The sequence below is a fragment of the Bradyrhizobium canariense genome (assembly GCF_018130465.1).
GTDB classification, from domain to species: Bacteria; Pseudomonadota; Alphaproteobacteria; order Rhizobiales; family Xanthobacteraceae; genus Bradyrhizobium; species Bradyrhizobium canariense_C.
On the sequence record NZ_JAFCKJ010000003.1, the window covers coordinates 695,100 to 715,062 of the forward strand.

The window sequence follows — 19,963 nt, forward strand, 5'->3', positions numbered from 1 at the left end:
GGGACCGTCCGCGCCGAAAACGCCGCCGTAACCTTGCCAAGTCAGCCAAAATCCGTATAAGGCGCGCATCCGCAGACCCCGGCCGGGAGCTGAACGGACGGTCTCAGCAAATCATTCGTGATTTTGGTGTGGCAGGGCCAGTCGGCCCGTCGTCCCGTGTTTCCGCCTTCTGAGCTTAATCCCAGAGTCCTTTCCGAAGGCCTCTTAAGGGCTTGACGCCGGGCGATGCGCCAACATGAGGAAAGGACTTCCATGGCTCTCTATGAGCATGTTTTTCTCGCGCGCCAAGACGCGAGCACGCAGCAGGTCGAAGAGCTGACTGCGCAGATGACCGGCATCGTCGAGGGTCTCGGCGGCAAGGTCACCAAGACCGAGAATTGGGGCGTACGCTCCCTCACCTACCGCATGAACAAGAACCGCAAGGCGCATTTCGTGCTGCTCAACATCGACGCGCCGTCCGCGGCGATCGCCGAGATCGAGCGCCAGGAGCGCATCAGCGAAGACGTGATCCGCTATCTCAGCGTCCGCGTCGAGGAACTCGAGGAAGGCCCGTCCGCGATGATGCGCAAGGCCGACCGTGACCGCGAGCGTGACGACCGTGGCGGCGGCTTCCGTGGCGATCGCGAAGGCGGTGGCTTCCGTGGCGACCGCGAGGGTGGTTTCCGTGGCGGCGATCGTGAAGGTGGCGGTTTCCGTGGTGACCGCGGTCCGCGCCGTCCGCGCGAAGACGCTGAAGCAACCACCACCACGACGGATGGGGAGTAAGAACAATGGCTGAAGCTGGTGCACGCCGCCCGTTTTTCCGTCGCCGCAAGAGCTGCCCGTTCACGGGCGCGAATGCTCCGAAGATCGACTACAAGGACTCCAAGCTGCTGATGCGTTACGTCTCCGAGCGCGGCAAGATCGTGCCGAGCCGCATCACCGCGGTGTCCGCGAAGAAGCAGCGTGAGCTCGCCCGCGCCATCAAGCGCGCGCGGTTCCTGGGCCTGCTGCCCTACGTCATTCGCTAAGACGAATTCGGCCGGCGGCGACAGCGCCGCCGGCCGTACGACCTAGTTTCTCATAAGGCTTCCGGGTCGTCCGGTCGCCGATGGTTGGGGCGAAATGCCTCTAACCGCTCGGAAGGAGCGGGACAGCTGATGATGGCCTTTGGACTGATAGCCCTGATCGCCGGCGCTGCGTCGGCCCTGATGTTCGCCTCGATCATTTCGGGCGCGCTGATCTCGCTCGTCCTCTTCTATCTCGCACCGCTGCCGCTGATGGTCGCCTCGATCGGCTGGGGACCGCTTTGCGCGACCCTCGGCGGCATCGCCGCCGCGCTAGGCCTCGGCGCCCTGTTCGGCCTGCCCTACTGCATCGCCTTCGCCGTCACCGTTGCATTGCCGGCCTGGTGGCTCGGCCATCTCGTCCTGCTCAGCCGGCAGGCGGGGCCCGCCGCGCCGGAGACCGCCGCCGAGCCGCCGGCCGAACCTGCGCTCGAGTGGTATCCGGTCGGCCGCATCCTGCTGTGGATTGCGGGCTTCGCCACACTGACCACGATCGCCGCCCTGCTCACGCTCGGCACCGACGCCGAGACCATCACCGGCACGCTGCGCCGTGGCCTGATGCGCCTCCTCCGCGCCGCCGACCCGCAGACCTCCGGCGAGACCGACCAGTTCGTCGACGCACTGGTGCGGATCGCGCCGGCCGCCGCCACCATCGTCGCGATGATGACGCTGACCCTCAATCTCTGGCTCAGCACCAAGGTGACGGCGACGTCGGGCCGGCTGCGGCGCCCCTGGCCGGACCTGATGACGGCGGAGCTGCCGCCGATGACGCTCGTGGCGCTCTGCATCGCGCTCGCCTTCTGCTTCACCGGCGGACTGCTTGCGATCGTGGCGCAGATCGCGACGGCGGCGCTGATGATGGGATATGCGCTGACCGGCTTTGCCGTGCTGCATACGCTGACGCTGGCGCTGAAGAGCCGCACCTTCTGGCTCGGCTCGACCTACGCCGTCGTGGTCGTGTTCGGATGGCCCGTCATGGCGATGGTGATCCTCGGCCTCGCGGATGCGGTGTTCGGCCTCCGCGAACGCTTCCTTCGTACGCGCCAGCCACCGCCGCTGCCGACCTCTTAAGTTCAAGTCCGAAAGTTCAAGTTCGAAATCCAACTCACTCAACACTTCAAAGGAGAACGAATATGGAAGTCATTTTGCTGGAACGCGTCAACAAGCTCGGTCACATGGGCGAAGTCGTGAAGGTTCGCGACGGCTATGCCCGTAATTTCCTGCTCAAGCGTGGCAAGGCGCTGCGCGCCACCGCCGACAACCGTGCCAAGTACGACGGCATGAAGGCCGATCTCGAGGCTCGCAACCTTGAGTCCAAGGGCGAGGCGTCCAAGGTCGCCGAGAAGATCCAGGGCAAGAACATCATCGTGATCCGCCAGGCGTCGGAAGCCGGCCAGCTGTTCGGCTCGGTCAACGTGCGCGACATCGTGGTGGCCTTCGAATCCGACGGCGTTTCGCTGTCCCGCCCGCAGGTTCAGCTCGACGCGCCGATCAAGACCATCGGCAAGCACACCATCACGGTCGCCATTCATCCCGAGGTCGAGATCGAGATCAGTGTCACCGTGGCGCGCAGCCAGGACGAGGCCGAGCGCATCAACCGCGGCGAAGACATCTCGAACCGCAACGAAGACCGGGATGCTGCCGCCGAAGCGATCGCAGCCGCCGGCGAGTTCTTCGACCCGGAAGCCCTGCAGGACGACGCCGAGCCGGCGCCGGCTGCAGAAGAGACCGAGAAGTAAGCCTCGCATTCGCGCAGGCTTTCGAAGCCCGGCCGCCTCAGGCGGCCGGGCTTTTCGTTTTGGCGGCGACGTCCTCGCTCAGCATCGCGATCGAGGCGAGCGCCGTTGCCGTATGCTTCTCGACGCCGCCGCTGACGCAGAAAACGTCGGCTGCGACCACGGAGACCTGACGCCCCGGCTTGATCACCCTCGCCCGGCAGATCAGCTTCTCGCCGGCCGCGGGCGACAACAGATTGAGCTTGTATTCCGCCGTCAGCGCCGGCTGGCCGCGCGAGGTCGCGGCTGCGATCGTCGTGGCGTTGTCGACCAGGAAGGCGGTGACGCCGCCATGGAAGAAGCCGTGCTGTTGCAACAGCTCCGGCCGGCGTTGCACCGCGATCGTGCAGGTGCCGCGCGACAATTCGGACAGCTCGGCGCCGACCAGATTCATGAAACCCTGCCGGCCGACATTGGCGTGGATGCGCTCGGCGATCGGTCCGAATTCGAGATCTGCTTCGGCTCGCATGAGGCCTCTCCTTATTGATTGTTGATACGATCGGGCGGCCGTAGCGCGCGGCTGGCACAGGCGATCAACGTGTCGGTCTCGGCGCGCGGATCGGCGCGGTCGCGTCCCGACAGGAAGGCGCGGCAAAAAATCTGCGCCGGACCGATGAGCTGGCTGACGAACATCACCGGCGTCATCGGCAAGAGCTCGCCGCGCGCGACCAGGGGCGCGCGCCAGTGCTCGATGCCTTCGGCAAGGCGCGCATTCTGCGCGCGCTGGGCGTCTCGAACGTCATCGCCCCATTCGCTGCGCGATATCTCGAACAGATAGCGCGCCTCGCGCCGGCTGGTGACGACCCAGTCGAGATGCGCCCGGATCAGCCGATCGATGCCTTGCCCGGCGTCGGGGACAGGATCGAGCGCGGCCAGGATCGCGGCGTGATAATGCCGGAGCACCTCCAGGAACAGCACACCGGCCAGCTCCTTCTTCGAGCCGAAGACGTGGAAGAAGCTGCCATTGGAGGTGCGCGCCCGGGCGCGGATCGCAGCCACCGTGGCAGCTTCGAAGCCGACGCGGTCGAATACGAAAAGCCCCGCCGCCAACAAATCGTCGCGCACGCTTGCCGTCATAAACGTCTCCTAGAGCACAACTCTAGAGTAATACTCTAATCGGGGTCAAGACGATGCGAAGGCCGCGAGAGCGCGGCCTTCGCAAGTCGATTGGCGAATATGGTCGCTTATCGCGAAATCGGCGGCGCCGGTGGGCCGGACGATTCAGCTGGCGCCGCAGCGGTCGCGGGCGGCGCCGGCTCCTGCGACTTCGCTGGCGGTTCGGAGCTCGCGGCAGGCCTGGGAGCAGCTTCTTCCGCCGGCTTGGGCGAAGCCGGCTCGGCGGGCTTCGCGACGGCCGGTGCGGCCGGCGTCACCTGCGGCACGGGATCGGGCCGCAGCGCCGGAGTATCGCTGCCGCGCGGCTCGACCTTGGCGCTCTCCGGCTTGGCGCTCTCCGGCTTGGCCTCGGCGGGCTTGTCGGACGGCTTGCTGCCGTCAGATTTGGGCTCGCCGGAGTCCCCTTTCGCGGTCTCCGGCTTGGTCTCGGGCTTGGACTCGACCTTCGGCTCGCTCTTCTTGTCGTCTGCGGCCGGCGACGCGGCGTCGACTTTCGGCGCTTCTTCGCCCTCCGGCTTGCCGCGCTTGCCGCGCTTGCCCTTGCGCCCTTCGGGGGCGGCCTGAGCCTCGGGCTTCGCGCCTTCCTTCGTTCCTTCTTCAGGCGGCCGCGCCGCGCGCTTCTGACGCGCACCCTCGGCCGGGGCAGCGGCACCCTCGCCTTCCGGCTTGGCGGACTCTTGGGAACGCTGGCGGCGGCCCTGATGTTCAGGGGACTGCGCGGGGTTGGTATTGGCTTCCTTGTCCTTGGCGCCGTCCTTCTTGTCCTTGCCGTCCTTGGCCTGGTAGCGGGTATCGGTGGCGCCGTTGGAGACGAGGTAGGAGGCAAGCACGCCGGCCATGTCGGAGCTGGTCGTGTAATGCTGACGCAGGAAGCCCGGCAGCGAGCCCGGCGCCACGGACTTCAACAGGCCGCGCGGGCTCTTGTGACATGCATTGCAGGTCTGCGCGAAAAGCTGGGATGGGGCCTTACCGGCCTCGAGGTTCGTCGCCTGCGCAAGGGCGGCATCGGTCGCGCCGAAGCCGATCAAAAGCAATACCGTCGCGAGGCTGAGCGCTCGGCTCGACATTCCCATCATCTCCATTGAATTCCGAGAGGTGCAGCCGGCAGGCGGCGCGGCGGCGGGTCACCTTTTATCCGATTGAGCCGCGAATGGAAGCAGGCTCCGCGCGCAAGGGCGTGAATAAGCGCCCTCGAAGAGCTGCTGTGAACACGACGCAACAGCACTGCGCCTATTTCGAAATGGACAAGACCTCGCGCGACCTCGGCACAGCCGGCCGGGAAGCGGCACATCGTCGCAAAGGTCATTATGAAGCGCCGCAGACGCCTGTGAGGACAGCGCCAGGCCGGGGCTGAAGCTGGCAGATGAGAAGGGGTTAGTGCCGGAGCGTCGAGACCGGGGATAGCCGGAAAGCGGCCGGCAGAGCCAAATGCGCCCTGAGCTGGGCAAGGGTTTCAGCTCCGACCGGTTCGCAACGCACTTCCGGCCGCTCAGCGTGCTCCATGGCCGCAATCAGCCCCGACAGCCAAAGTCGGCTGCCTGCTTCGCTTCGCCAATTCTGGAGCTGCCGTTCTGGCCGCATCGCTTGCCTCGTTCCCTGGTGGCGATCGCGAGAGACAACCGCCCGCCCACGTGCCTGTTCCGGCTCTACCCCCGAAAGAATCCGGGGAGATGTGATCTGCTTCACATAAGTCTCGTCGGCCCTGGCTTAGACCGTCGCCATGAGCAAAGAGACCCAAACCTCATTCGAGGTGCAGGACGACCTCCGCACCGATTACGCCCTGATCGTCACCGGCGTCGGGGCGGCCCTGGTTGCGCTGGTCTACCTCCTGCTGGTCTGAGAACCGAGCCAAAAGCGCCCAGCGTGCGTCATTTCGCGCGCGTCTCGATACGTCTGCCCGCCAACCCATTAGGTTCACTTCATCCGGTGTTTTCCGTGGCGCGGTAGCGCGGCTTCCATGCGGCGGCCTGGTTCCACGAAAATCCGTCAAGCGCGGTGCGTGCTGCCGCGGCCAATCATCCACCATTTTAATGATCGGTTGATAGCGGCCAGCTTTTGCTTCCGCTTTGGGCTGCGGCGGCGCTTTATCCCGGCCCCGCATCCGCCCCAGAAAATTGCTATCGCTCGCCCATGGCCCTAACTGATTCGAACGTTCTCAAACTCGCACCGGAAGCCGGAACTCCCGCTTATCGAAGCGCGCCGCATAATATCGAGGCGGAACAGAGCCTTCTGGGCGCGATCCTGGTCAACAACGACGCGTTTTACCGCGTCTCCGACTTCCTGGAGCCGAAGCATTACTTCGAGCCGCTGCACCAGACCATCTTCGAGACCGCCAGCAGCCTGATCCGGATGGGCAAGATCGCGACGCCCGTCACGCTGAAGACGTTCCTGCCCGCCGACACCGATATCGGCGGCATGACCATCGGGCAATATCTGGCGCGGCTCGCTGCCGAAGCGACCACCATCATCAATGCGCAGGACTATGGGCGCACCATCTACGATCTGGCATTGCGACGCGACCTGATCGGCATCGGCGAGGACATGGTCAATGTCGCCTATGATGCCCCGGTCGACTTCGCGCCGCGCGCGCAGATCGAGGACGCTGAGCGCCGCCTCTACGAACTCGCCGAATCCGGCCGCTATGACGGCGGCTTCCAGAAATTCTCGCAGGCGCTGACGCTTGCGGTCGATCTGGCCGCGAAAGCGTTCCAGCGCGACGGAAAGCTGTCGGGCATCTCGACAGGCCTGCGCGACCTCGACACCAAGATGGGCGGGTTGCAGCACTCCGACCTGATCATCGTCGCCGGCCGCCCCGGCATGGGCAAGACCTCGCTTGCAACCAATATCGCCTACAACGTCGCCCGGGCCTACGTCGGTGAACTCCAAGCCGACGGCACCATGAAGGCCGCCCATGGCGGCGTCATCGGCTTCTTCTCCTGCGAAATGTCGGCCGACCAGCTCGCCACGCGTATCGTGGCCGAGCGCACCGGCATCCCCTCCTCGTCGATCCGCCGCGGCGGCATCTCGGAGGCCGATTTCGAGAAGATCCGCGAGGTCTCGATCGAGCTGCAGTCGCTGCCGTTCTATGTCGACGAGACCGGCGGTCTCTCGATCGCGCAGCTCATGGCGCGCGCCCGCCGGCTGAAGCGGCAGAAGGGCCTCGACCTCATCGTCATCGATTACATCCAGCTCTTGTCGGGTTCGGGCAAGCGCAGCGAAAACCGCGTGCAGGAAATCACCGAGATCACGACCAGTCTGAAAGCGCTCGCCAAGGAACTCAGCGTGCCCGTGATTGCGCTCTCGCAGCTCTCGCGCCAGGTCGAGTCGCGCGACGACAAGCGGCCGCAGCTCTCGGATTTGCGCGAATCGGGCTCGATCGAGCAGGACGCCGACGTCGTGCTGTTCGTCTACCGCGAGGAATATTACCTCGGAAACAAGGAGCCGCGCCCCGGCACACCCGAGCACGAAAAATGGCGCCTGGACATGGATCTTGCGCATGGCAAGGCCGAAGTCATCATCGGCAAGCAGCGCCACGGCCCGACCGGCACCGTCGATGTGGCCTTCGAAGCGTCGATCACACGGTTCGGCGATCTTGCGCCGGACAGCCAGGTGCCGGACCGCAGCGGCGGCGACTACTGAGTTCCCTGGGTTGAACCTGACCGGCCTCTTGCGTAAAACGGCGCCATGACAATGGCGTCCGACCCGAAAATGATCCCGCAATCCGACCTTCTCTCCGCGGAGGCCAATCAGGCTGCCGCGCTCGCGACCTTCGGCGGCGTGCTCACCGTCGATCTCGACGCCATCATCGCCAATTGGCGCAAGCTCGAGAAGACGGCGGTGCCGGCCGAATGCTCGGCGGTGATCAAGGCCGACGCCTATGGCTGCGGCGCCGAGCAGGTCGCGCGTGCCCTGAACAAGGCCGGCTGCAAGACCTTCTTCGTCGCCACCATCGAGGAAGCGCGCAAGGTGCGCGCGGCGGTGCCAGAGCCTACGATCTACGTGCTCGGCGGCTATTTCCAGAACACCGGCGAGCACTACGCCCAGATCAACTGCCGCCCTGTGATCGGCGATCTCAACGAACTCGCCGAATGGGACGTGTTCTGTCGCCGCACCGGCTGGACCGGTGGCGCGGCTGTTCACATTGACACCGGCATGAATCGGCTCGGCCTGACGGTTGCAGAGGCGCAGGCCATCATCCCCCGCATCAACGCCGGCGATCACGGCATCACGCTGGTGATGAGCCATCTGGTTTCGGCCGAGCAACTCAACAGCCCGGTGAACGCCAGGCAACTCGCGGCCTTCCGCGGCATCGCCAGCGAATTCTCCGGCGTGCCGGCGGCGCTCGCCAATTCGTCCGGCGTCTTTTTGGGCGCGCCCTTCCAGTTCGACCTGGTACGGCCGGGTGCCGCGCTCTACGGCGTCAACCCGACGCCGGAGGCCGACAATCCGATGCAGCCGGTGGTCGATCTCAAGGCCCGCATCGTGCAGATTCGCAATGTCGAGCGCGGCGAGAGCGTCGGCTATGGCGGCACCTGGACCGCACGGCGGCCCACGAAACTCGCGATCATCGCGGTCGGTTATGCCGACGGCTATTTCCGCGCCGCAAGCTCCAATGACGGCACCCGCGGCGCCGAGGTCATCGTCGCCGGCAAGCGTTGTCCGGTCGCCGGCCGCGTCTCGATGGACCTGATCGCGATCGATATCACCGATCTGCCCCCGAACGCGGCGCGGCGCGGCCACATGGTGACACTGCTCGGCGAGGGCATCACCGTCGACGAGCTCGCGCATCATTTCGGAACGATCGGCTACGAGGTGCTGACCAGCCTCGGCCGCCGCTACGCCCGCATCTACAAGGGCGGGAACGAGGTGGAGCCGCTGGCAAAGCCGACTCCCGCGCAGGCGGCTGAACAGCAGCCCCCCGCTCCGCCGCCGATCGAGCAGCCCGCAAGCCCGCCGCCGCTGCCGGACTGAGCAGCTCGCCGCTTACTTCTTTTTCCTGCTGTCCAGCGCCGTCTTGCAGGTAGCGCTGAGCTTGTCGCGCTTGCCGTTGAGGCAGGCGACGATGCCGCCGCCCGGCGCAATGCCGGCGCAGAATTTGTCATAGTCCGCCTTGCACGCGCCGCGCGGATCGGATGATTGTGCCGAGGCGCCCCCGGAGAACGCGACGGCGACGGCGATAACGGCAAAGCTCAACTTGGACATTGTTTCTCCGGTAACGGAAGGCAGGAGCCGGTAGCTCTACATGAAGATCGCGACGTTCAACATCAACAACATCAATCGCCGCCTGCCCAATCTGTTGGCATGGATGCGAACGGCGAAGCCCGATGTCGTCGCACTTCAGGAGTTGAAGGCAAGTGATGGCGAATTTCCGGCGGCCGCCATCGAAAAGGCCGGTTACGGCGCAGTGTGGTGTGGACAGAAGACCTGGAACGGCGTCGCCATCCTGGCCCGCAATGCCGAGCCCATTCTCACCCGCGATCGCTTGCCGGGCAAACCTGGCGATCACGAAGCCCGCTACATCGAGGCCGCGGTACGCGGTGTCATCGTCACCAGCATCTACCTGCCGAACGGCAATCCGCAGCCGGGACCGAAATTCGACTACAAGCTCGACTGGTTCGCGCGGCTCAAGCGCCACGCCAGAACTTTCATCAAGCAGGAACTGCCTGTGGTGCTCGCCGGCGACTACAACGTTGCGCCTGATGAGATCGACATCTATCCGACCCGCTCGTGGGACAAGGATGCCTTGATCCAGCCGAAGAGCCGTGCGGCCTTTGCGTCGCTGGTGGCACAAGGCTGGTGTGACGCGATCCGCGAACTGCACCCGGAGAAACGCATCTACACCTTCTGGGATTACAAGCGAAACCGCTGGCCGCGCGATGCGGGCCTGCGACTCGATCATCTCCTGCTCAGCCCTGCCCTCGCCTCACGCCTGGCAAAAGCCGGCGTCGACAAGAAGATCCGCGGCGAGGATGGCGCGAGCGATCACGTGCCGGCGTGGGTGGTGCTGAAATAACGTTGACGTCGCAGAGCCTGTGAGTCGAATTGGCTCGCAGGCTCTACGAACTATCGCCCGTAATATTCCTGCACCGTGTCCCACGCTGCCTTTTGCAGCAGCTGCGTCGTCTCGGGATCGAGCCCCATGCCGTAGGAATTGCCGACCGGCGAGCGGCCCGTCAGCGCGGCGAACGTCACGCACGCCGCGAGATACGTGCCTGCGGGGCTCGGGTGCCGCTTGTCCGGCGCATACAGATTGAGTTCCGGCTGGAGTTTTCGCACGCGCGCGAAGGCAAGGCCTGCGGGGATCACCAGCGCATCATTGGCATTGCCTGCGATCGTGTAGGCCTCGGCCAACGCTTCCGTCATCTCAGGCTTGTCTGCATAGGCCCAGGACATGAACAGGATCGGCCGCATGCCGTGGGCGCGGACGATCTCGCTGTCCTTCTTGGCGAAGGTCGCGAACGCGTCCTTCAATTGCGGATGGATCGGGCACTGGCTGCAATCCATCATCACGACGGCGTCGAACTGCCTGCCCGGCTTGTTGAAGACGACGTTGTTCTGCTCGTCGAAGGAATAGGCGCCGATACCGTTCGGCCGCAGCAGATTGTCCATGTCGTGCCAGTCGAGGCCGGAGCCACCGATCGTCACCATGGTGTTGCGATAAGCCGCCTTGTTTTCGGCATCCGCAGCCCGCTCCATGAAGGAGAGATGCCCGGGCATGCCGTTGTTGTAGTAGAAGAAGCTGTTGCCGACGAACAGCGCGGCCTTGGGAAAATCCGGTCCTGATGTCGTGACCTTGGGCTTGGTCTGCGCCTGTGCATTGAAGGCGATTACAACGGCCAGACACATCGCGAGCATCACTCGCGCGAAAAGACGCATCATCGGCTTCCTCCCTTTTTCGTCGGGCCGGAAACAAATCAGCTTTTCAAGAGCGCCTCAAGAGGACGGACGTGCAGCAGACATGCGTGAGAGCGCATGCTCACCACAAATTCTTGCCGTCGATCACGTTCACCGGCACGACCTCCAGATCGAAATCGTCGAACAGGCGCGCATTGACGCCGACCCTGGGATTGTCGAAATCTGGCTTGCCGGTCGACCAGTCCGGCGACTCCGAATAGGTGCCGCAGCCGCAGCTTGCGCAGAAATGGTGTTTGACGGTGCGGCTTCCCCAGAGATAGGTCGCGACGTTCTCCGCCGGCGACAGCAGCCGAAACTGCGCCGGCGTGTAATAGGCCCACAACGCGCCGCGCTTGGCGCAGAGCGAGCAGGTGCAACGGGTCACGCTCGCGGGCGCCTCCGTCACCTCGAACACCGTCTCACCGCAATGACAGCTTGCCTCAATCGGCATGACCCGCTCTCCGTTTTGTCAGGAGATGGTCGTAGCCGGACCCTGCTGCCAACATGCTGTCAGCAGCGCGCCCCGGTCACGGCGCCTCGTTCGCGGACAGTCGCTTGGCATTCGCGGCCACATGCTCGCGATAGCGCTGGACGATCGCTGCCGGCGTTGCGCCGGCAAGCAGGCTCGCCGCCGCCTCGAAAGCCGCGGCGATCTTCTCGCTCACCATCAGCACGGCCTCTTCCCCGGCGGCCTCGTCGCCCTGGCTGAACTTTTCGCAGCGCAAGCGCACCACTTCACTCGCCTCGACCGCGAGCATCGCGCCCGCGTACCAGGGGAAACCGTCGTCGGAGCCGCTCAGCACCGCATGGCGATCGAGCGCGGAGAAGGCATGGTGGTCGGGCATCGCGGACCTCAAATTCTTTGAGTGAACACTCCGATCAATACGCTTCAAATTCTAAGGATCAGGCCGGCGAACCGGTGGGATTGGCGGCTGGCACGGCACCAGCGGTTAACCACGGAACCGATGTTGATGCGGCTGGGCACGCTTGCCCGCCTCCGGCTACACTTCTCCGATTCCCGGAGCGGTTCCCTTGGCCTTCCTTTTCGTCCTCATCGTGGGCCTCATCGCAGGCACCATTTCCGGCATCGTCGGCACGGGCTCGTCGATCATGCTGATGCCGGTGCTGGTCTATGCTTACGGGCCGAAGGAGGCAGTGCCGATCATGGCGGTCGCCGCCGTCATGGCCAACTTCTCACGGATCCTGGCCTGGTGGCGCGAGGTCGACTGGCGGGCCTGTGCGGCCTATTCCGTGACAGGCATTCCAGCCGCGGTACTCGGCGCGCGGACACTGCTGGCGCTGCCCTCGCACGCCGTCGACCTCGCCATCGGCGTCTTCCTGATCGCGATGGTGCCGGTGCGGCACTGGCTGGCGCGGCACGATCTCAAGGCCAATCTCTGGCATCTGGCGATCGGCGGGGCCGTCATCGGCTATTTCACCGGCATCGTCGTCTCGACCGGCCCGCTCAGCGTGCCGCTGTTCCTGTTCTACGGACTGTCCAGGGGCGCCTTCCTCGCGACCGAGGCAGCTTCTTCACTCGGGCTCTATTTCGCGAAATCGGTGACCTTCGAACGTTTCGGCGCGCTGACCGTCGATGTGTTCCTCAAAGGCCTGGTCGCAGGATCTTCGTTGATGGCCGGCGCCTTCATCGCCAAACGCTTTGTGCTGCACCTGAAGCCGGAGATGTTCCGCGTGGTGATGGACGCGATCATGATCGCGGCCGGCCTCTCCATGCTCTGGAACGCGGCGCAGCCATAGCCGCGCTGCGCTCAGACGGCAAATTCGGGCGCGATCGACGGGCTATCCTCGAGGACGCGGCTCTGATGGGCCGGCTGTCCCTCGAGCCATAGCAACACGGCCTCGAGTGGCTGCGGCCGATGATAGAGAAAGCCCTGCCCGAGCCTCACGCCCATCTCGCGCATCGCCTGGGCCTGCTCGGCGCGCTCGATGCCTTCGGCCACCAGGGTGAGGCCCAGCGTGCCGGCGAGCGATGCGATGACGCCAACGATCGCCTTGTCTTCCGCACTGTCAGGGATCTCGCTGATGAACGCCTTGTCGATCTTGACCTTGTCCAGCGGAAACCGCCTGAGATGGGCGAGCGAGCTGTAGCCCGTGCCGAAATCGTCGAGCGCGATGGTGGCGCCCAGGCGGCGCAGGCGGTGCAGCGTCTCGGACGCGCTGGCCATGTTGTTGATCAGCGATCCCTCGGTGATCTCGAGCTCCAGCAACGAAGCCGCGACGTCGAAGCGCGCGCAGGTCGCGCGCAGCTCGGCGGCGAACGAATGGTCGGCGAGCTCGGACGGCGGCAGATTGATCGCGATCCGGATATGCGGCCTGCCGGCCGCAGCCAGATGTTGCAGGGCGCGGCAGGAATCGGTGAGCACATAGCGCGTCAGCCGCGCATTGTTGCCGCTGCGCTCGATCAGCGGCAAGAATTCGCCCGGACCGATCACGCCATGTTCCGGATGGCGCCAACGGATCAGCGCTTCCAGGCCGACGACCTCGTGGCTTTCGAGATCGACCTGGCTTTGATACCAGACCTCGAACTGCCCCTCGGCGAAGCCTGTGGGAATGGCAAGTTCGAGGTCCCGGCGGCGGCGATAGTCGCGCTGAAGCGCCTCGTCGAGCACGGCGACCGTGCCGGGCGCCTTGCTCTTGGCATGGTAGAGCGCGATGTCGGCGAGCGCCGGCAGGTGCGAAAGCTCGGGATCTCCGGCACGGCGCACGGCAAGGCCGATGCTGGCACGCGGCACGACCTGCTTGTCGTGAAGGCTGATCGGCTCGGAGATCGCATCCAGCAATTGGCGCGCAAACCTCTGCGCGGTCTCCTCGTTGCTGACCTCGGGGCGGATGACGACGAATTCATCGCCGCCGAGCCGGGCCACCCAGTCTTGCGGCTCGACCGCACCACGAAGGCGCTCGGAAATGTGCACCAGGAACTTGTCGCCGGAATCATGGCCAAAGGTATCGTTGATGCCCTTGAAGTCGTCGAGATCGATGAAGCAGAACGCGATCAGCGCGTCCGGCGAGCCGGCATCGTGGCTCAGGGTCACGAGGTGCTCGGATAGCGAGCGGCGATTGGGCAGCCCCGTGAGCGGATCGTGCGCGGCCATGTGCCCGAGCCGGTCGAGCGCACCCGACGTCGTGTGCTGCATGGCGTTGAAGGCATGCGCGAGCTGACCGAATTCGTTCGAGGATTTGACTTCCGCCGGATAGGCGCGGCCGTCCTGCTTGCTGCGCTGGATCGCGGACATCATTGCAGCGAGCGGCTTGCCGATGAAGATGTTGGCGGAGATCCGCATGGCGATCAGGGTCGCAAACGTTGCGAAGAGGCCGACGACCAGCAGCAGCACCAGCCGGCTGCCCGTGTCCGCGTAGAGCGCCGCATGCGAATAGGCGATCGCGATGCGGCCGGCCTGCACCGCCATGTTGCCGTTGCTGTAATTGATCGGACGCGAGACCTCCGCGACCGCCTGCCCCGCCGGGCGCGCCACCACGCGGGCAATCGCAACGCCGGTATCGTCGTAAACGGCCGCCGCGGCGATGCTCTCGTCGTGCATGATCTCGTTGAGCACGCTCGTGACCTGGTCGTAACGCATCTTCCAGAGCGGTTCGGCGATCAGCTCGGCGCGGCTCTCTGCGACGCGGGCGATGCGGGCGTCGAGCTGCCTGATCTGCGACCAGAAGCTCGAGGCCTCGACGCCGGCGGAGGCGAGCAATTGCACCAGCAGCAGAACAGGTACGGTGGCCCAGATCATCGCGCGGACGACCGAGCGCAAGCGCGGCGGCGCTGCCTGCTGCTTGCGATCGGGATCGGTCATGTCGTCACCGTTTCGCATCAGTCAGCAGCGCCTTCCAGAGGCGCCAGCGACGAGATGAGCGCATCGACGGAGAAGTCGTACTGGCCGCAGCGCCCTGCTTTGGCCCTGAAACGCGCGAAATCGATCCGGTCGAAGGCGCGTGTCTTGATGAGGTCGCCGACCGCAGCGAGGTTGTCGCGCGTGATCGCGGACGTCTTGACCTCAACGCGGGGTGATACGGTCGCGAAATCGCAGCCATCGGCGTAGTCGCGCAGGAGAACGATCGACCAACCGCCGAGCAGGAAATGCCCGCCGTCGGTCAGGAGCAGACGGCCCGCCTTGATCTCGCGCAGCGCATCTTCCGACCAGTTGAGGCCGACCACCTGGATGTTCCGCCCGGGCGTGAGGCCGGCAGCGATCACCGCGCGAAGCGCACCGAGCGCCATCGGATCGTTTCCGGCCCATATGCCGGCAGGCCGGATCTCCTTGCGCGCGGCCCAGCTCAGATAATTCGTCGTGACATGCTCGGCCTCCGACTGCGTCCAGTTGGCGAACAGCATCCGATCCACCACGACGTCGGGCGCGGCCTCCACCGCGAGCTTGAGACCCGCGTTGCGAGCGATCGAGGTGGGCGTGATCTCGTCGCCGCCGATGCCGAGAATGTGAATCTTGCCGTCCGGGCTCTGCCATTTCTCGGCACGCGCCGCGCTGATCAGGGCATTGGCCATCCGCGCTCCCGCGGTCTGAAGATCCGTCGTGATGTCGCCGAGCCAGGTCTTGAGCTTTTGGCGCGGCGGTCCAAGACGCGCCGCGTCGTCGCCGATCAGCGTGTTCGACAACAGCAGCGTCCTGACCCCCGCAGCCTCGGCCGCCTCCAGGATCGGGACGGCGGCGGATTCCTCGTTCGAGAGAATGAGGAAATCGGGCTTGTCGCTGCGTGCCAGCACGCCGAACCCGAGCTCCTGCATGGTGCGGTAATTGCGCTCGCTGGACAGCACCTCGACCTGCGCGCCGAGCTTGCGGCCGGCGGCCTGCATGGTCTGCGAAACCATGTCCCAATAGACCTCGCCGGTCTTGCCTGGGTTGACGAAGACGACGTTGAGACGCTTCGCGTCGGCCGCAACGGCGCCGCCAAGCGGCATAAGAACGCCGCAGGCCATGCCCACAGCGAGCAATATGCGCAAAAATCCCGTCATTCGTTTCGCCATCCCGTATTGGCTCCGAAACTGGACCGGTGTCCGCTAACATTTGGCAAAGTCCGGCCGGGCGCGGCCGCATAGAGCTAACAAAGGGTGTATCAGGCGTGCCGAATTGCGATATTCGGGGTGCGGCAGGGCTCACTCTCTCGACCCGTCATTCCGTGCTATCAGCAAACTCGAAACCCGACTCGCTATCCCCAGAGCGGCTCTCCCATGGCCAAGAACACCCTCTCCTTCGTCTGCCAGAACTGCGGCGCGGCCTATAACCGCTGGCAGGGCAAGTGCGAGTCCTGCGGCGAGTGGAATACGCTCGCCGAGGAGGACGCGACCGGCAACGTGCCGGTGTCGATCCGCTCCAAGCGCAAGGGGCGGACGTTCGCGCTGGAGAGCCTGTCCGGAAAGACCCAGGACGCCCCGCGCCTGTCCTCGGGCATGACAGAGCTCGATCGCGTCACCGGCGGCGGCTTTGTCCGCGGCTCGGTGCTTCTGGTCGGCGGCGATCCCGGCATCGGCAAGTCGACGCTGCTGACGCAGGCAACCAGCCTGATGGCACGCGCTGGGCATCGCATCGTCTACATCTCGGGCGAAGAGGCGGTGGCGCAGGTGCGGCTGCGCGCGGAGCGGCTCGGGCTGTCGGACGCGCCGGTTCAGCTCGCCGCCGAAACGTCTGTCGAGGACATCGTCTCGACGCTGTCCGAGGGCGCGGTCCCACGGCTGATCGTGATCGATTCGATCCAGACCATGTGGACCGATACGGTGGAATCCGCCCCCGGCACGGTCACCCAGGTTCGCGCCTCGGCACAGGCGCTGATCCGGTTCGCCAAGAAGACCGGCGCGGCCATCATCCTGGTCGGCCATGTCACCAAGGACGGCCAGATCGCCGGCCCCCGCGTGGTGGAGCACATGGTCGATGCGGTGCTGTCGTTCGAGGGCGAAGGCTCGCAACAATTCCGCATCCTGCGTGCCGTGAAGAACCGTTTCGGGCCGACCGACGAGATCGGCGTGTTCGAGATGACCGGGCTTGGCCTGCGCGAAGTCACCAACCCCTCCGAGCTGTTTTTGTCGGAGCGCGATCTCGGCACGCCCGGCACCGCAGTCTTCGCGGGCATCGAGGGCACAAGGCCCGTTCTGGTCGAATTGCAGGCACTGGTGGCGCCAACCTCGCTCGGCACCCCGCGCCGGGCCGTGGTCGGCTGGGATCCGAGCCGGCTGTCGATGGTGCTGGCGGTGCTCGAAGCCCATTGCGGGGTCAAGCTGTCCGGCCACGACGTCTATCTGAACGTCGCGGGCGGCCTGCGCATCCACGAGCCCGCGGCTGATCTGGCCGCCGCGGCGGCGCTGGTGTCGTCCCTGGTTAATGCGCAGTTACCCACCGATGCGGTCTATTTCGGCGAGATCTCGCTCTCCGGCGTGGTGCGCCCGGTGGCGCAGACCCCGGCGCGGCTGAAAGAAGCGGCAAAACTCGGCTTCCAGCGTGCCGTGCTGCCCGAATCGGCCCGGGGTGAACCCGCCGGCGATGCCGGCCTGTCGCTGAACGCGATCAACAGCCTGACGACACTGGTCGCCGAGATCGCCGCGCGCGGCTCCCGACGGGGCGACTCGAGCGCGCCGGCAGAGAAAAATGCCACACCGGCAAGATTCCGCCGTGGAGAGGGTTAGCCGGTGGTGACGTCCCCCGCCCTCGCCGCTATACAGCCGTCACAAAAGCAGCATGGGATTGCGTGGTTGCGGCCTTGCCGGGAACGTCGTCTGGCCCTCACTTAGGGCGGCGGCCAAACACCGATTCGCTGAGCACCTTGAAGTACGAGCGGACCAGACCAGCCGATGCCAGTAACACTCCTCGACCTGATCCTGCTCGGTGTGATGCTGATCTCGGGCCTGCTCGCCATGGTTCGCGGCTTCATGCGCGAAATCCTGTCGATCGCGGCCTGGGGAACGGCGGCGATCGTCACCCTTTATTCGTTCTCGAAGCTGCTGCCGACCGCAAAGACCTATTTCAACAACGATACCGTCGCGAGCGTGGTGGTGGTCGCCGGCGTGTTCGTGGGTACCCTGGTCGTGGTCTCCGTGATCACGGTCCGGATCTCCGACATGATCCTGGATTCGCGCATCGGCGCGCTGGACCGCACCCTCGGCTTCCTGTTCGGGCTGGCGCGCGGGCTTTTGATCGTCGTGGTCGCCTTCCTGTTCTTCACTTGGCTGGTGCCGGACAAGCAGCGCCCGGACTGGGTCACGGGTGCCAAATCCCGCGTGGTGCTCCAGGGAACCGGGGATTGGCTGATGGCCCTCTTGCCTGACGACCCCGAGAACACCATCTTGAAGAGATTCAAGAAAAACAAACCAGATGATGAGCAGACTGATTCCGAGCAGCAGCCTACGGGCAGTGGCGACGGATACAGCAAACCGGCTCGTGACAGCCTTAAAAAGCTGATCGAGAAACCCGCGGCGCGTTGATAAAGCCCTAAAGAGAGGCTCGGACGAGATGCGAAACCCTGACCAGGACGCCCAACTTCATCTCGGCCCGGCCGCGCTAGAGCTTCAGGATGATCTGGAGGGGGATACGCTACGGGAGGAATGCGGCGTCTTCGGCATCTACGGCCACCCCGATGCCGCCGCCATCACGGCGCTCGGCCTCCACGCCCTTCAGCATCGCGGTCAGGAAGCCGCCGGCATCGTCTCCTATGACGGCAGCCGCTTTCATTCCGAACGCCGCCTCGGCCTCGTCGGCGACACCTTCTCCCGCCGCGAGGTGATCGACCGCCTGCCCGGCACAATGGCAGTCGGCCATGTCCGCTACTCCACCACCGGCGCAACCATCTTGCGCAACGTGCAGCCTCTGTTCGCCGAATTGAATGCCGGCGGCCTTGCGGTCGCCCACAACGGCAACCTCACCAACGGCCTGACGCTGCGCCGCGAGCTCGTGAAGAGCGGCGCGATGATGCAGTCGACCACCGACACCGAGGTGATCCTGCACTTGGTCGCGCGCTCCAGGCGCAGCCGCTTCATCGAGCGCTATATCGACGCGTTGCGCGAGATCGAGGGCGCCTATGCGCTGGTGTCGCTGACCAACAAGAAGCTGGTCGGCGCGCGCGATCCGCGTGGCATCCGTCCGCTGGTGCTCGGCGAACTCGATGGTTGCCCGATCCTGACCTCCGAGACCTGCGCACTCGACATTATCGGCGCGCGCTTCGTCCGCGACATCGAGGCCGGCGAGGTCATCGTGTTTGATGAGAACGGCCAGGACATCCACAAGCCGTTCCCGCCGATCGCGCCGCGTCCCTGCATCTTCGAATACATCTACTTCTCCCGTCCGGATTCCATCGTCCACGGCCGCTCGGTCTACGAGGTGCGCAAGGCCTTCGGTGCACAGCTCGCGCGCGAGAGCCACGTGCCGGTCGACGTCGTGGTGCCGGTGCCGGATTCCGGCGTGCCCGCCGCGGTCGGCTACAGCCAGCATTCCGGCGTGCCGTTCGAGCTCGGCATCATCCGCAACCATTATGTCGGCCGCACCTTCATCCAGCCGACGCAGGCGATCCGCGAGTCCGGCGTGCGCATGAAGCATTCGGCCAACCGCGCCGCGATCGAAGGCAAGCGCATCATCCTGATCGACGACTCGCTGGTCCGCGGCACCACATCGAAGAAGATCGTGCGCATGATGCGCGATGCAGGCGCCAAGGAAGTGCATTTCCGCCTCGCCTCGCCGCCGATCCTCTATCCTGACTATTACGGCATCGACCTGCCGGACCGCGGCGGCCTGCTGGCCGCGACGCATTCGCTGGAGGAGATGCGCGAGATCATCGGCGCCGACTCGCTCGCCTTCCTGTCGATCGACGGCATGTACCGCGCCATGGGCGAGCCCGGCCGTGACCCGGCCAATCCGAAGTTCTCGGATCATTGCTTCACCGGGGCGTATCCGACCCACCTCACCGACCAGACCCAGACCGAGCAGCAGCCGCGGCAATTGTCGCTGCTGGCGGAGGCGAGCTGAACTTGTCGTCCCGGCGAAAGCCGGGACCCATAACCACAGGTCCATGTGGTTCGAAGAAGGTCGCCACGACCATCTCCGTCAACAACAACCTTCACGGCGTATGGGTCCCGGCTTTCGCCGGGACGACGCTGGATAGAACTCTTCG

At 65.2% G+C, this 19,963-nt stretch carries 20 protein-coding genes; 11 read left to right on the plus strand and 9 right to left on the minus strand.

Going from position 1 to position 19,963, the window contains the following annotated elements; translation table 11 throughout:
* Window positions 1-252: 252 nt before the first annotated feature.
* The 4 genes from rpsF to rplI all read left to right on the plus strand — a co-directional run bounded on the left by rpsF (window position 253) and on the right by rplI (window position 2,785).
* Entirely contained in the window at window positions 253-765 is a 513-nt protein-coding gene (rpsF, locus tag JQ591_RS12140; RefSeq protein ID WP_211396209.1) for a 30S ribosomal protein S6, read from the plus strand.
* A 5-nt stretch (window positions 766-770) separates the two neighbouring features.
* Complete coding sequence (rpsR, locus tag JQ591_RS12145; RefSeq protein ID WP_007592020.1) at window positions 771-1,010, plus strand: 30S ribosomal protein S18; 240 nt, start codon at window positions 771-773, stop codon at window positions 1,008-1,010.
* A gap of 129 nt (window positions 1,011-1,139) precedes the next feature.
* Window positions 1,140-2,117, plus strand: a complete 978-nt coding sequence (locus tag JQ591_RS12150; protein WP_211396210.1) for a DUF2232 domain-containing protein — start codon at window positions 1,140-1,142, stop codon at window positions 2,115-2,117.
* 62 nt (window positions 2,118-2,179) lie between these two features.
* On the plus strand, window positions 2,180-2,785 hold the full coding sequence (gene rplI / locus JQ591_RS12155) for a 50S ribosomal protein L9 (protein WP_211396211.1): 606 nt from the start codon (window positions 2,180-2,182) through the stop codon (window positions 2,783-2,785).
* 37 nt (window positions 2,786-2,822) lie between these two features.
* On the opposite strand, the gene JQ591_RS12160 is transcribed toward rplI, so the two are convergent.
* From JQ591_RS12160 to JQ591_RS12170, 3 genes are all read right to left on the minus strand, one after another.
* A complete protein-coding gene (locus tag JQ591_RS12160; RefSeq protein WP_211396212.1) occupies window positions 2,823-3,290 on the minus strand; it encodes a PaaI family thioesterase in 468 nt (155 codons plus the stop codon).
* A gap of 11 nt (window positions 3,291-3,301) precedes the next feature.
* On the minus strand, window positions 3,302-3,898 hold the full coding sequence (locus JQ591_RS12165) for a TetR/AcrR family transcriptional regulator (RefSeq protein WP_211396213.1): 597 nt from the start codon (window positions 3,896-3,898) through the stop codon (window positions 3,302-3,304).
* A 107-nt stretch (window positions 3,899-4,005) separates the two neighbouring features.
* The gene (locus JQ591_RS12170) at window positions 4,006-5,004 is read right to left on the minus strand and encodes a hypothetical protein (RefSeq protein ID WP_211396214.1); all 999 of its coding nucleotides are present in this window, start codon (window positions 5,002-5,004) and stop codon (window positions 4,006-4,008) included.
* A gap of 1,063 nt (window positions 5,005-6,067) precedes the next feature.
* Here JQ591_RS12170 and JQ591_RS12175 point away from each other — a divergent pair.
* Together JQ591_RS12175 and alr are read left to right on the plus strand one after the other, a co-directional pair.
* The gene (locus tag JQ591_RS12175) at window positions 6,068-7,576 is read left to right on the plus strand and encodes a replicative DNA helicase (protein ID WP_211396215.1); all 1,509 of its coding nucleotides are present in this window, start codon (window positions 6,068-6,070) and stop codon (window positions 7,574-7,576) included.
* A gap of 51 nt (window positions 7,577-7,627) precedes the next feature.
* Window positions 7,628-8,908, plus strand: a complete 1,281-nt coding sequence (alr, locus tag JQ591_RS12180) for an alanine racemase (protein ID WP_211396449.1) — start codon at window positions 7,628-7,630, stop codon at window positions 8,906-8,908.
* 12 nt (window positions 8,909-8,920) lie between these two features.
* On the opposite strand, the gene JQ591_RS12185 is transcribed toward alr, so the two are convergent.
* A complete protein-coding gene (locus tag JQ591_RS12185; RefSeq protein WP_211396216.1) occupies window positions 8,921-9,139 on the minus strand; it encodes a hypothetical protein in 219 nt (72 codons plus the stop codon).
* A 40-nt stretch (window positions 9,140-9,179) separates the two neighbouring features.
* On the opposite strand from JQ591_RS12185, the gene JQ591_RS12190 reads away from it, so the two are divergent.
* On the plus strand, window positions 9,180-9,950 hold the full coding sequence (locus JQ591_RS12190) for an exodeoxyribonuclease III (protein WP_211396217.1): 771 nt from the start codon (window positions 9,180-9,182) through the stop codon (window positions 9,948-9,950).
* Between the two features lie 50 nt (window positions 9,951-10,000).
* Here the strand turns inward: JQ591_RS12190 and JQ591_RS12195 are convergent, their stop codons facing one another.
* The 3 genes from JQ591_RS12195 to JQ591_RS12205 all read right to left on the minus strand — a co-directional run bounded on the left by JQ591_RS12195 (window position 10,001) and on the right by JQ591_RS12205 (window position 11,676).
* Window positions 10,001-10,816 carry a DUF4886 domain-containing protein gene (locus tag JQ591_RS12195; protein ID WP_211396218.1) on the minus strand — a complete coding sequence of 272 codons (816 nt, stop codon included), beginning with the start codon at window positions 10,814-10,816 and terminating at the stop codon, window positions 10,001-10,003.
* 97 nt (window positions 10,817-10,913) lie between these two features.
* Window positions 10,914-11,282 carry a GFA family protein gene (locus JQ591_RS12200; RefSeq protein ID WP_211396219.1) on the minus strand — a complete coding sequence of 123 codons (369 nt, stop codon included), beginning with the start codon at window positions 11,280-11,282 and terminating at the stop codon, window positions 10,914-10,916.
* A gap of 76 nt (window positions 11,283-11,358) precedes the next feature.
* On the minus strand, window positions 11,359-11,676 hold the full coding sequence (locus JQ591_RS12205; protein WP_211396220.1) for a hypothetical protein: 318 nt from the start codon (window positions 11,674-11,676) through the stop codon (window positions 11,359-11,361).
* A gap of 187 nt (window positions 11,677-11,863) precedes the next feature.
* Between JQ591_RS12205 and JQ591_RS12210 the strand changes: the two genes are divergently transcribed.
* A complete protein-coding gene (locus JQ591_RS12210; protein ID WP_211396221.1) occupies window positions 11,864-12,589 on the plus strand; it encodes a sulfite exporter TauE/SafE family protein in 726 nt (241 codons plus the stop codon).
* An 11-nt stretch (window positions 12,590-12,600) separates the two neighbouring features.
* Here JQ591_RS12210 and JQ591_RS12215 read toward each other — a convergent pair whose 3' ends face one another.
* Both JQ591_RS12215 and JQ591_RS12220 read right to left on the minus strand, forming a co-directional pair.
* Complete coding sequence (locus JQ591_RS12215) at window positions 12,601-14,670, minus strand: putative bifunctional diguanylate cyclase/phosphodiesterase (RefSeq protein WP_211396222.1); 2,070 nt, start codon at window positions 14,668-14,670, stop codon at window positions 12,601-12,603.
* Window positions 14,670-15,827, minus strand: a complete 1,158-nt coding sequence (locus tag JQ591_RS12220) for an ABC transporter substrate-binding protein (protein WP_211396223.1) — start codon at window positions 15,825-15,827, stop codon at window positions 14,670-14,672. The genes JQ591_RS12215 and JQ591_RS12220 overlap by 1 nt, the downstream gene beginning before the upstream one ends.
* Window positions 15,828-16,043: 216 nt before the next feature.
* Here JQ591_RS12220 and radA point away from each other — a divergent pair, with 216 nt between their 5' ends.
* The 3 genes from radA (at window position 16,044) to purF (ending at window position 19,818) form a co-directional block, all read left to right on the plus strand.
* Complete coding sequence (gene radA / locus JQ591_RS12225) at window positions 16,044-17,489, plus strand: DNA repair protein RadA (protein ID WP_211396224.1); 1,446 nt, start codon at window positions 16,044-16,046, stop codon at window positions 17,487-17,489.
* 165 nt (window positions 17,490-17,654) lie between these two features.
* Entirely contained in the window at window positions 17,655-18,284 is a 630-nt protein-coding gene (locus tag JQ591_RS12230) for a CvpA family protein (RefSeq protein ID WP_211396225.1), read from the plus strand.
* 28 nt (window positions 18,285-18,312) lie between these two features.
* The gene (gene purF, locus JQ591_RS12235; protein WP_211396226.1) at window positions 18,313-19,818 is read left to right on the plus strand and encodes an amidophosphoribosyltransferase; all 1,506 of its coding nucleotides are present in this window, start codon (window positions 18,313-18,315) and stop codon (window positions 19,816-19,818) included.
* Window positions 19,819-19,963 lie beyond the last annotated feature (145 nt).

Coding starts and splice junctions, on each gene's coding strand:
- JQ591_RS12175 (WP_211396215.1), top strand. CDS start 6,068: ATGGCCCTAACTGATTCGAACGTTCTCAAACTCGCACCGGAAGCCGGA.
- rplI (WP_211396211.1), top strand. CDS start 2,180: ATGGAAGTCATTTTGCTGGAACGCGTCAACAAGCTCGGTCACATGGGC.
- JQ591_RS12220 (WP_211396223.1), bottom strand. CDS start 15,827: ATGACGGGATTTTTGCGCATATTGCTCGCTGTGGGCATGGCCTGCGGC.
- JQ591_RS12190 (WP_211396217.1), top strand. CDS start 9,180: ATGAAGATCGCGACGTTCAACATCAACAACATCAATCGCCGCCTGCCC.
- JQ591_RS12195 (WP_211396218.1), bottom strand. CDS start 10,816: ATGATGCGTCTTTTCGCGCGAGTGATGCTCGCGATGTGTCTGGCCGTT.
- rpsR (WP_007592020.1), top strand. CDS start 771: ATGGCTGAAGCTGGTGCACGCCGCCCGTTTTTCCGTCGCCGCAAGAGC.
- JQ591_RS12215 (WP_211396222.1), bottom strand. CDS start 14,670: ATGCGAAACGGTGACGACATGACCGATCCCGATCGCAAGCAGCAGGCA.
- JQ591_RS12150 (WP_211396210.1), top strand. CDS start 1,140: ATGATGGCCTTTGGACTGATAGCCCTGATCGCCGGCGCTGCGTCGGCC.
- JQ591_RS12200 (WP_211396219.1), bottom strand. CDS start 11,282: ATGCCGATTGAGGCAAGCTGTCATTGCGGTGAGACGGTGTTCGAGGTG.
- JQ591_RS12165 (WP_211396213.1), bottom strand. CDS start 3,898: ATGACGGCAAGCGTGCGCGACGATTTGTTGGCGGCGGGGCTTTTCGTA.
- rpsF (WP_211396209.1), top strand. CDS start 253: ATGGCTCTCTATGAGCATGTTTTTCTCGCGCGCCAAGACGCGAGCACG.
- JQ591_RS12170 (WP_211396214.1), bottom strand. CDS start 5,004: ATGTCGAGCCGAGCGCTCAGCCTCGCGACGGTATTGCTTTTGATCGGC.
- JQ591_RS12160 (WP_211396212.1), bottom strand. CDS start 3,290: ATGCGAGCCGAAGCAGATCTCGAATTCGGACCGATCGCCGAGCGCATC.
- radA (WP_211396224.1), top strand. CDS start 16,044: ATGGCCAAGAACACCCTCTCCTTCGTCTGCCAGAACTGCGGCGCGGCC.
- JQ591_RS12205 (WP_211396220.1), bottom strand. CDS start 11,676: ATGCCCGACCACCATGCCTTCTCCGCGCTCGATCGCCATGCGGTGCTG.
- alr (WP_211396449.1), top strand. CDS start 7,628: ATGGCGTCCGACCCGAAAATGATCCCGCAATCCGACCTTCTCTCCGCG.
- purF (WP_211396226.1), top strand. CDS start 18,313: ATGCGAAACCCTGACCAGGACGCCCAACTTCATCTCGGCCCGGCCGCG.
- JQ591_RS12230 (WP_211396225.1), top strand. CDS start 17,655: ATGCCAGTAACACTCCTCGACCTGATCCTGCTCGGTGTGATGCTGATC.
- JQ591_RS12185 (WP_211396216.1), bottom strand. CDS start 9,139: ATGTCCAAGTTGAGCTTTGCCGTTATCGCCGTCGCCGTCGCGTTCTCC.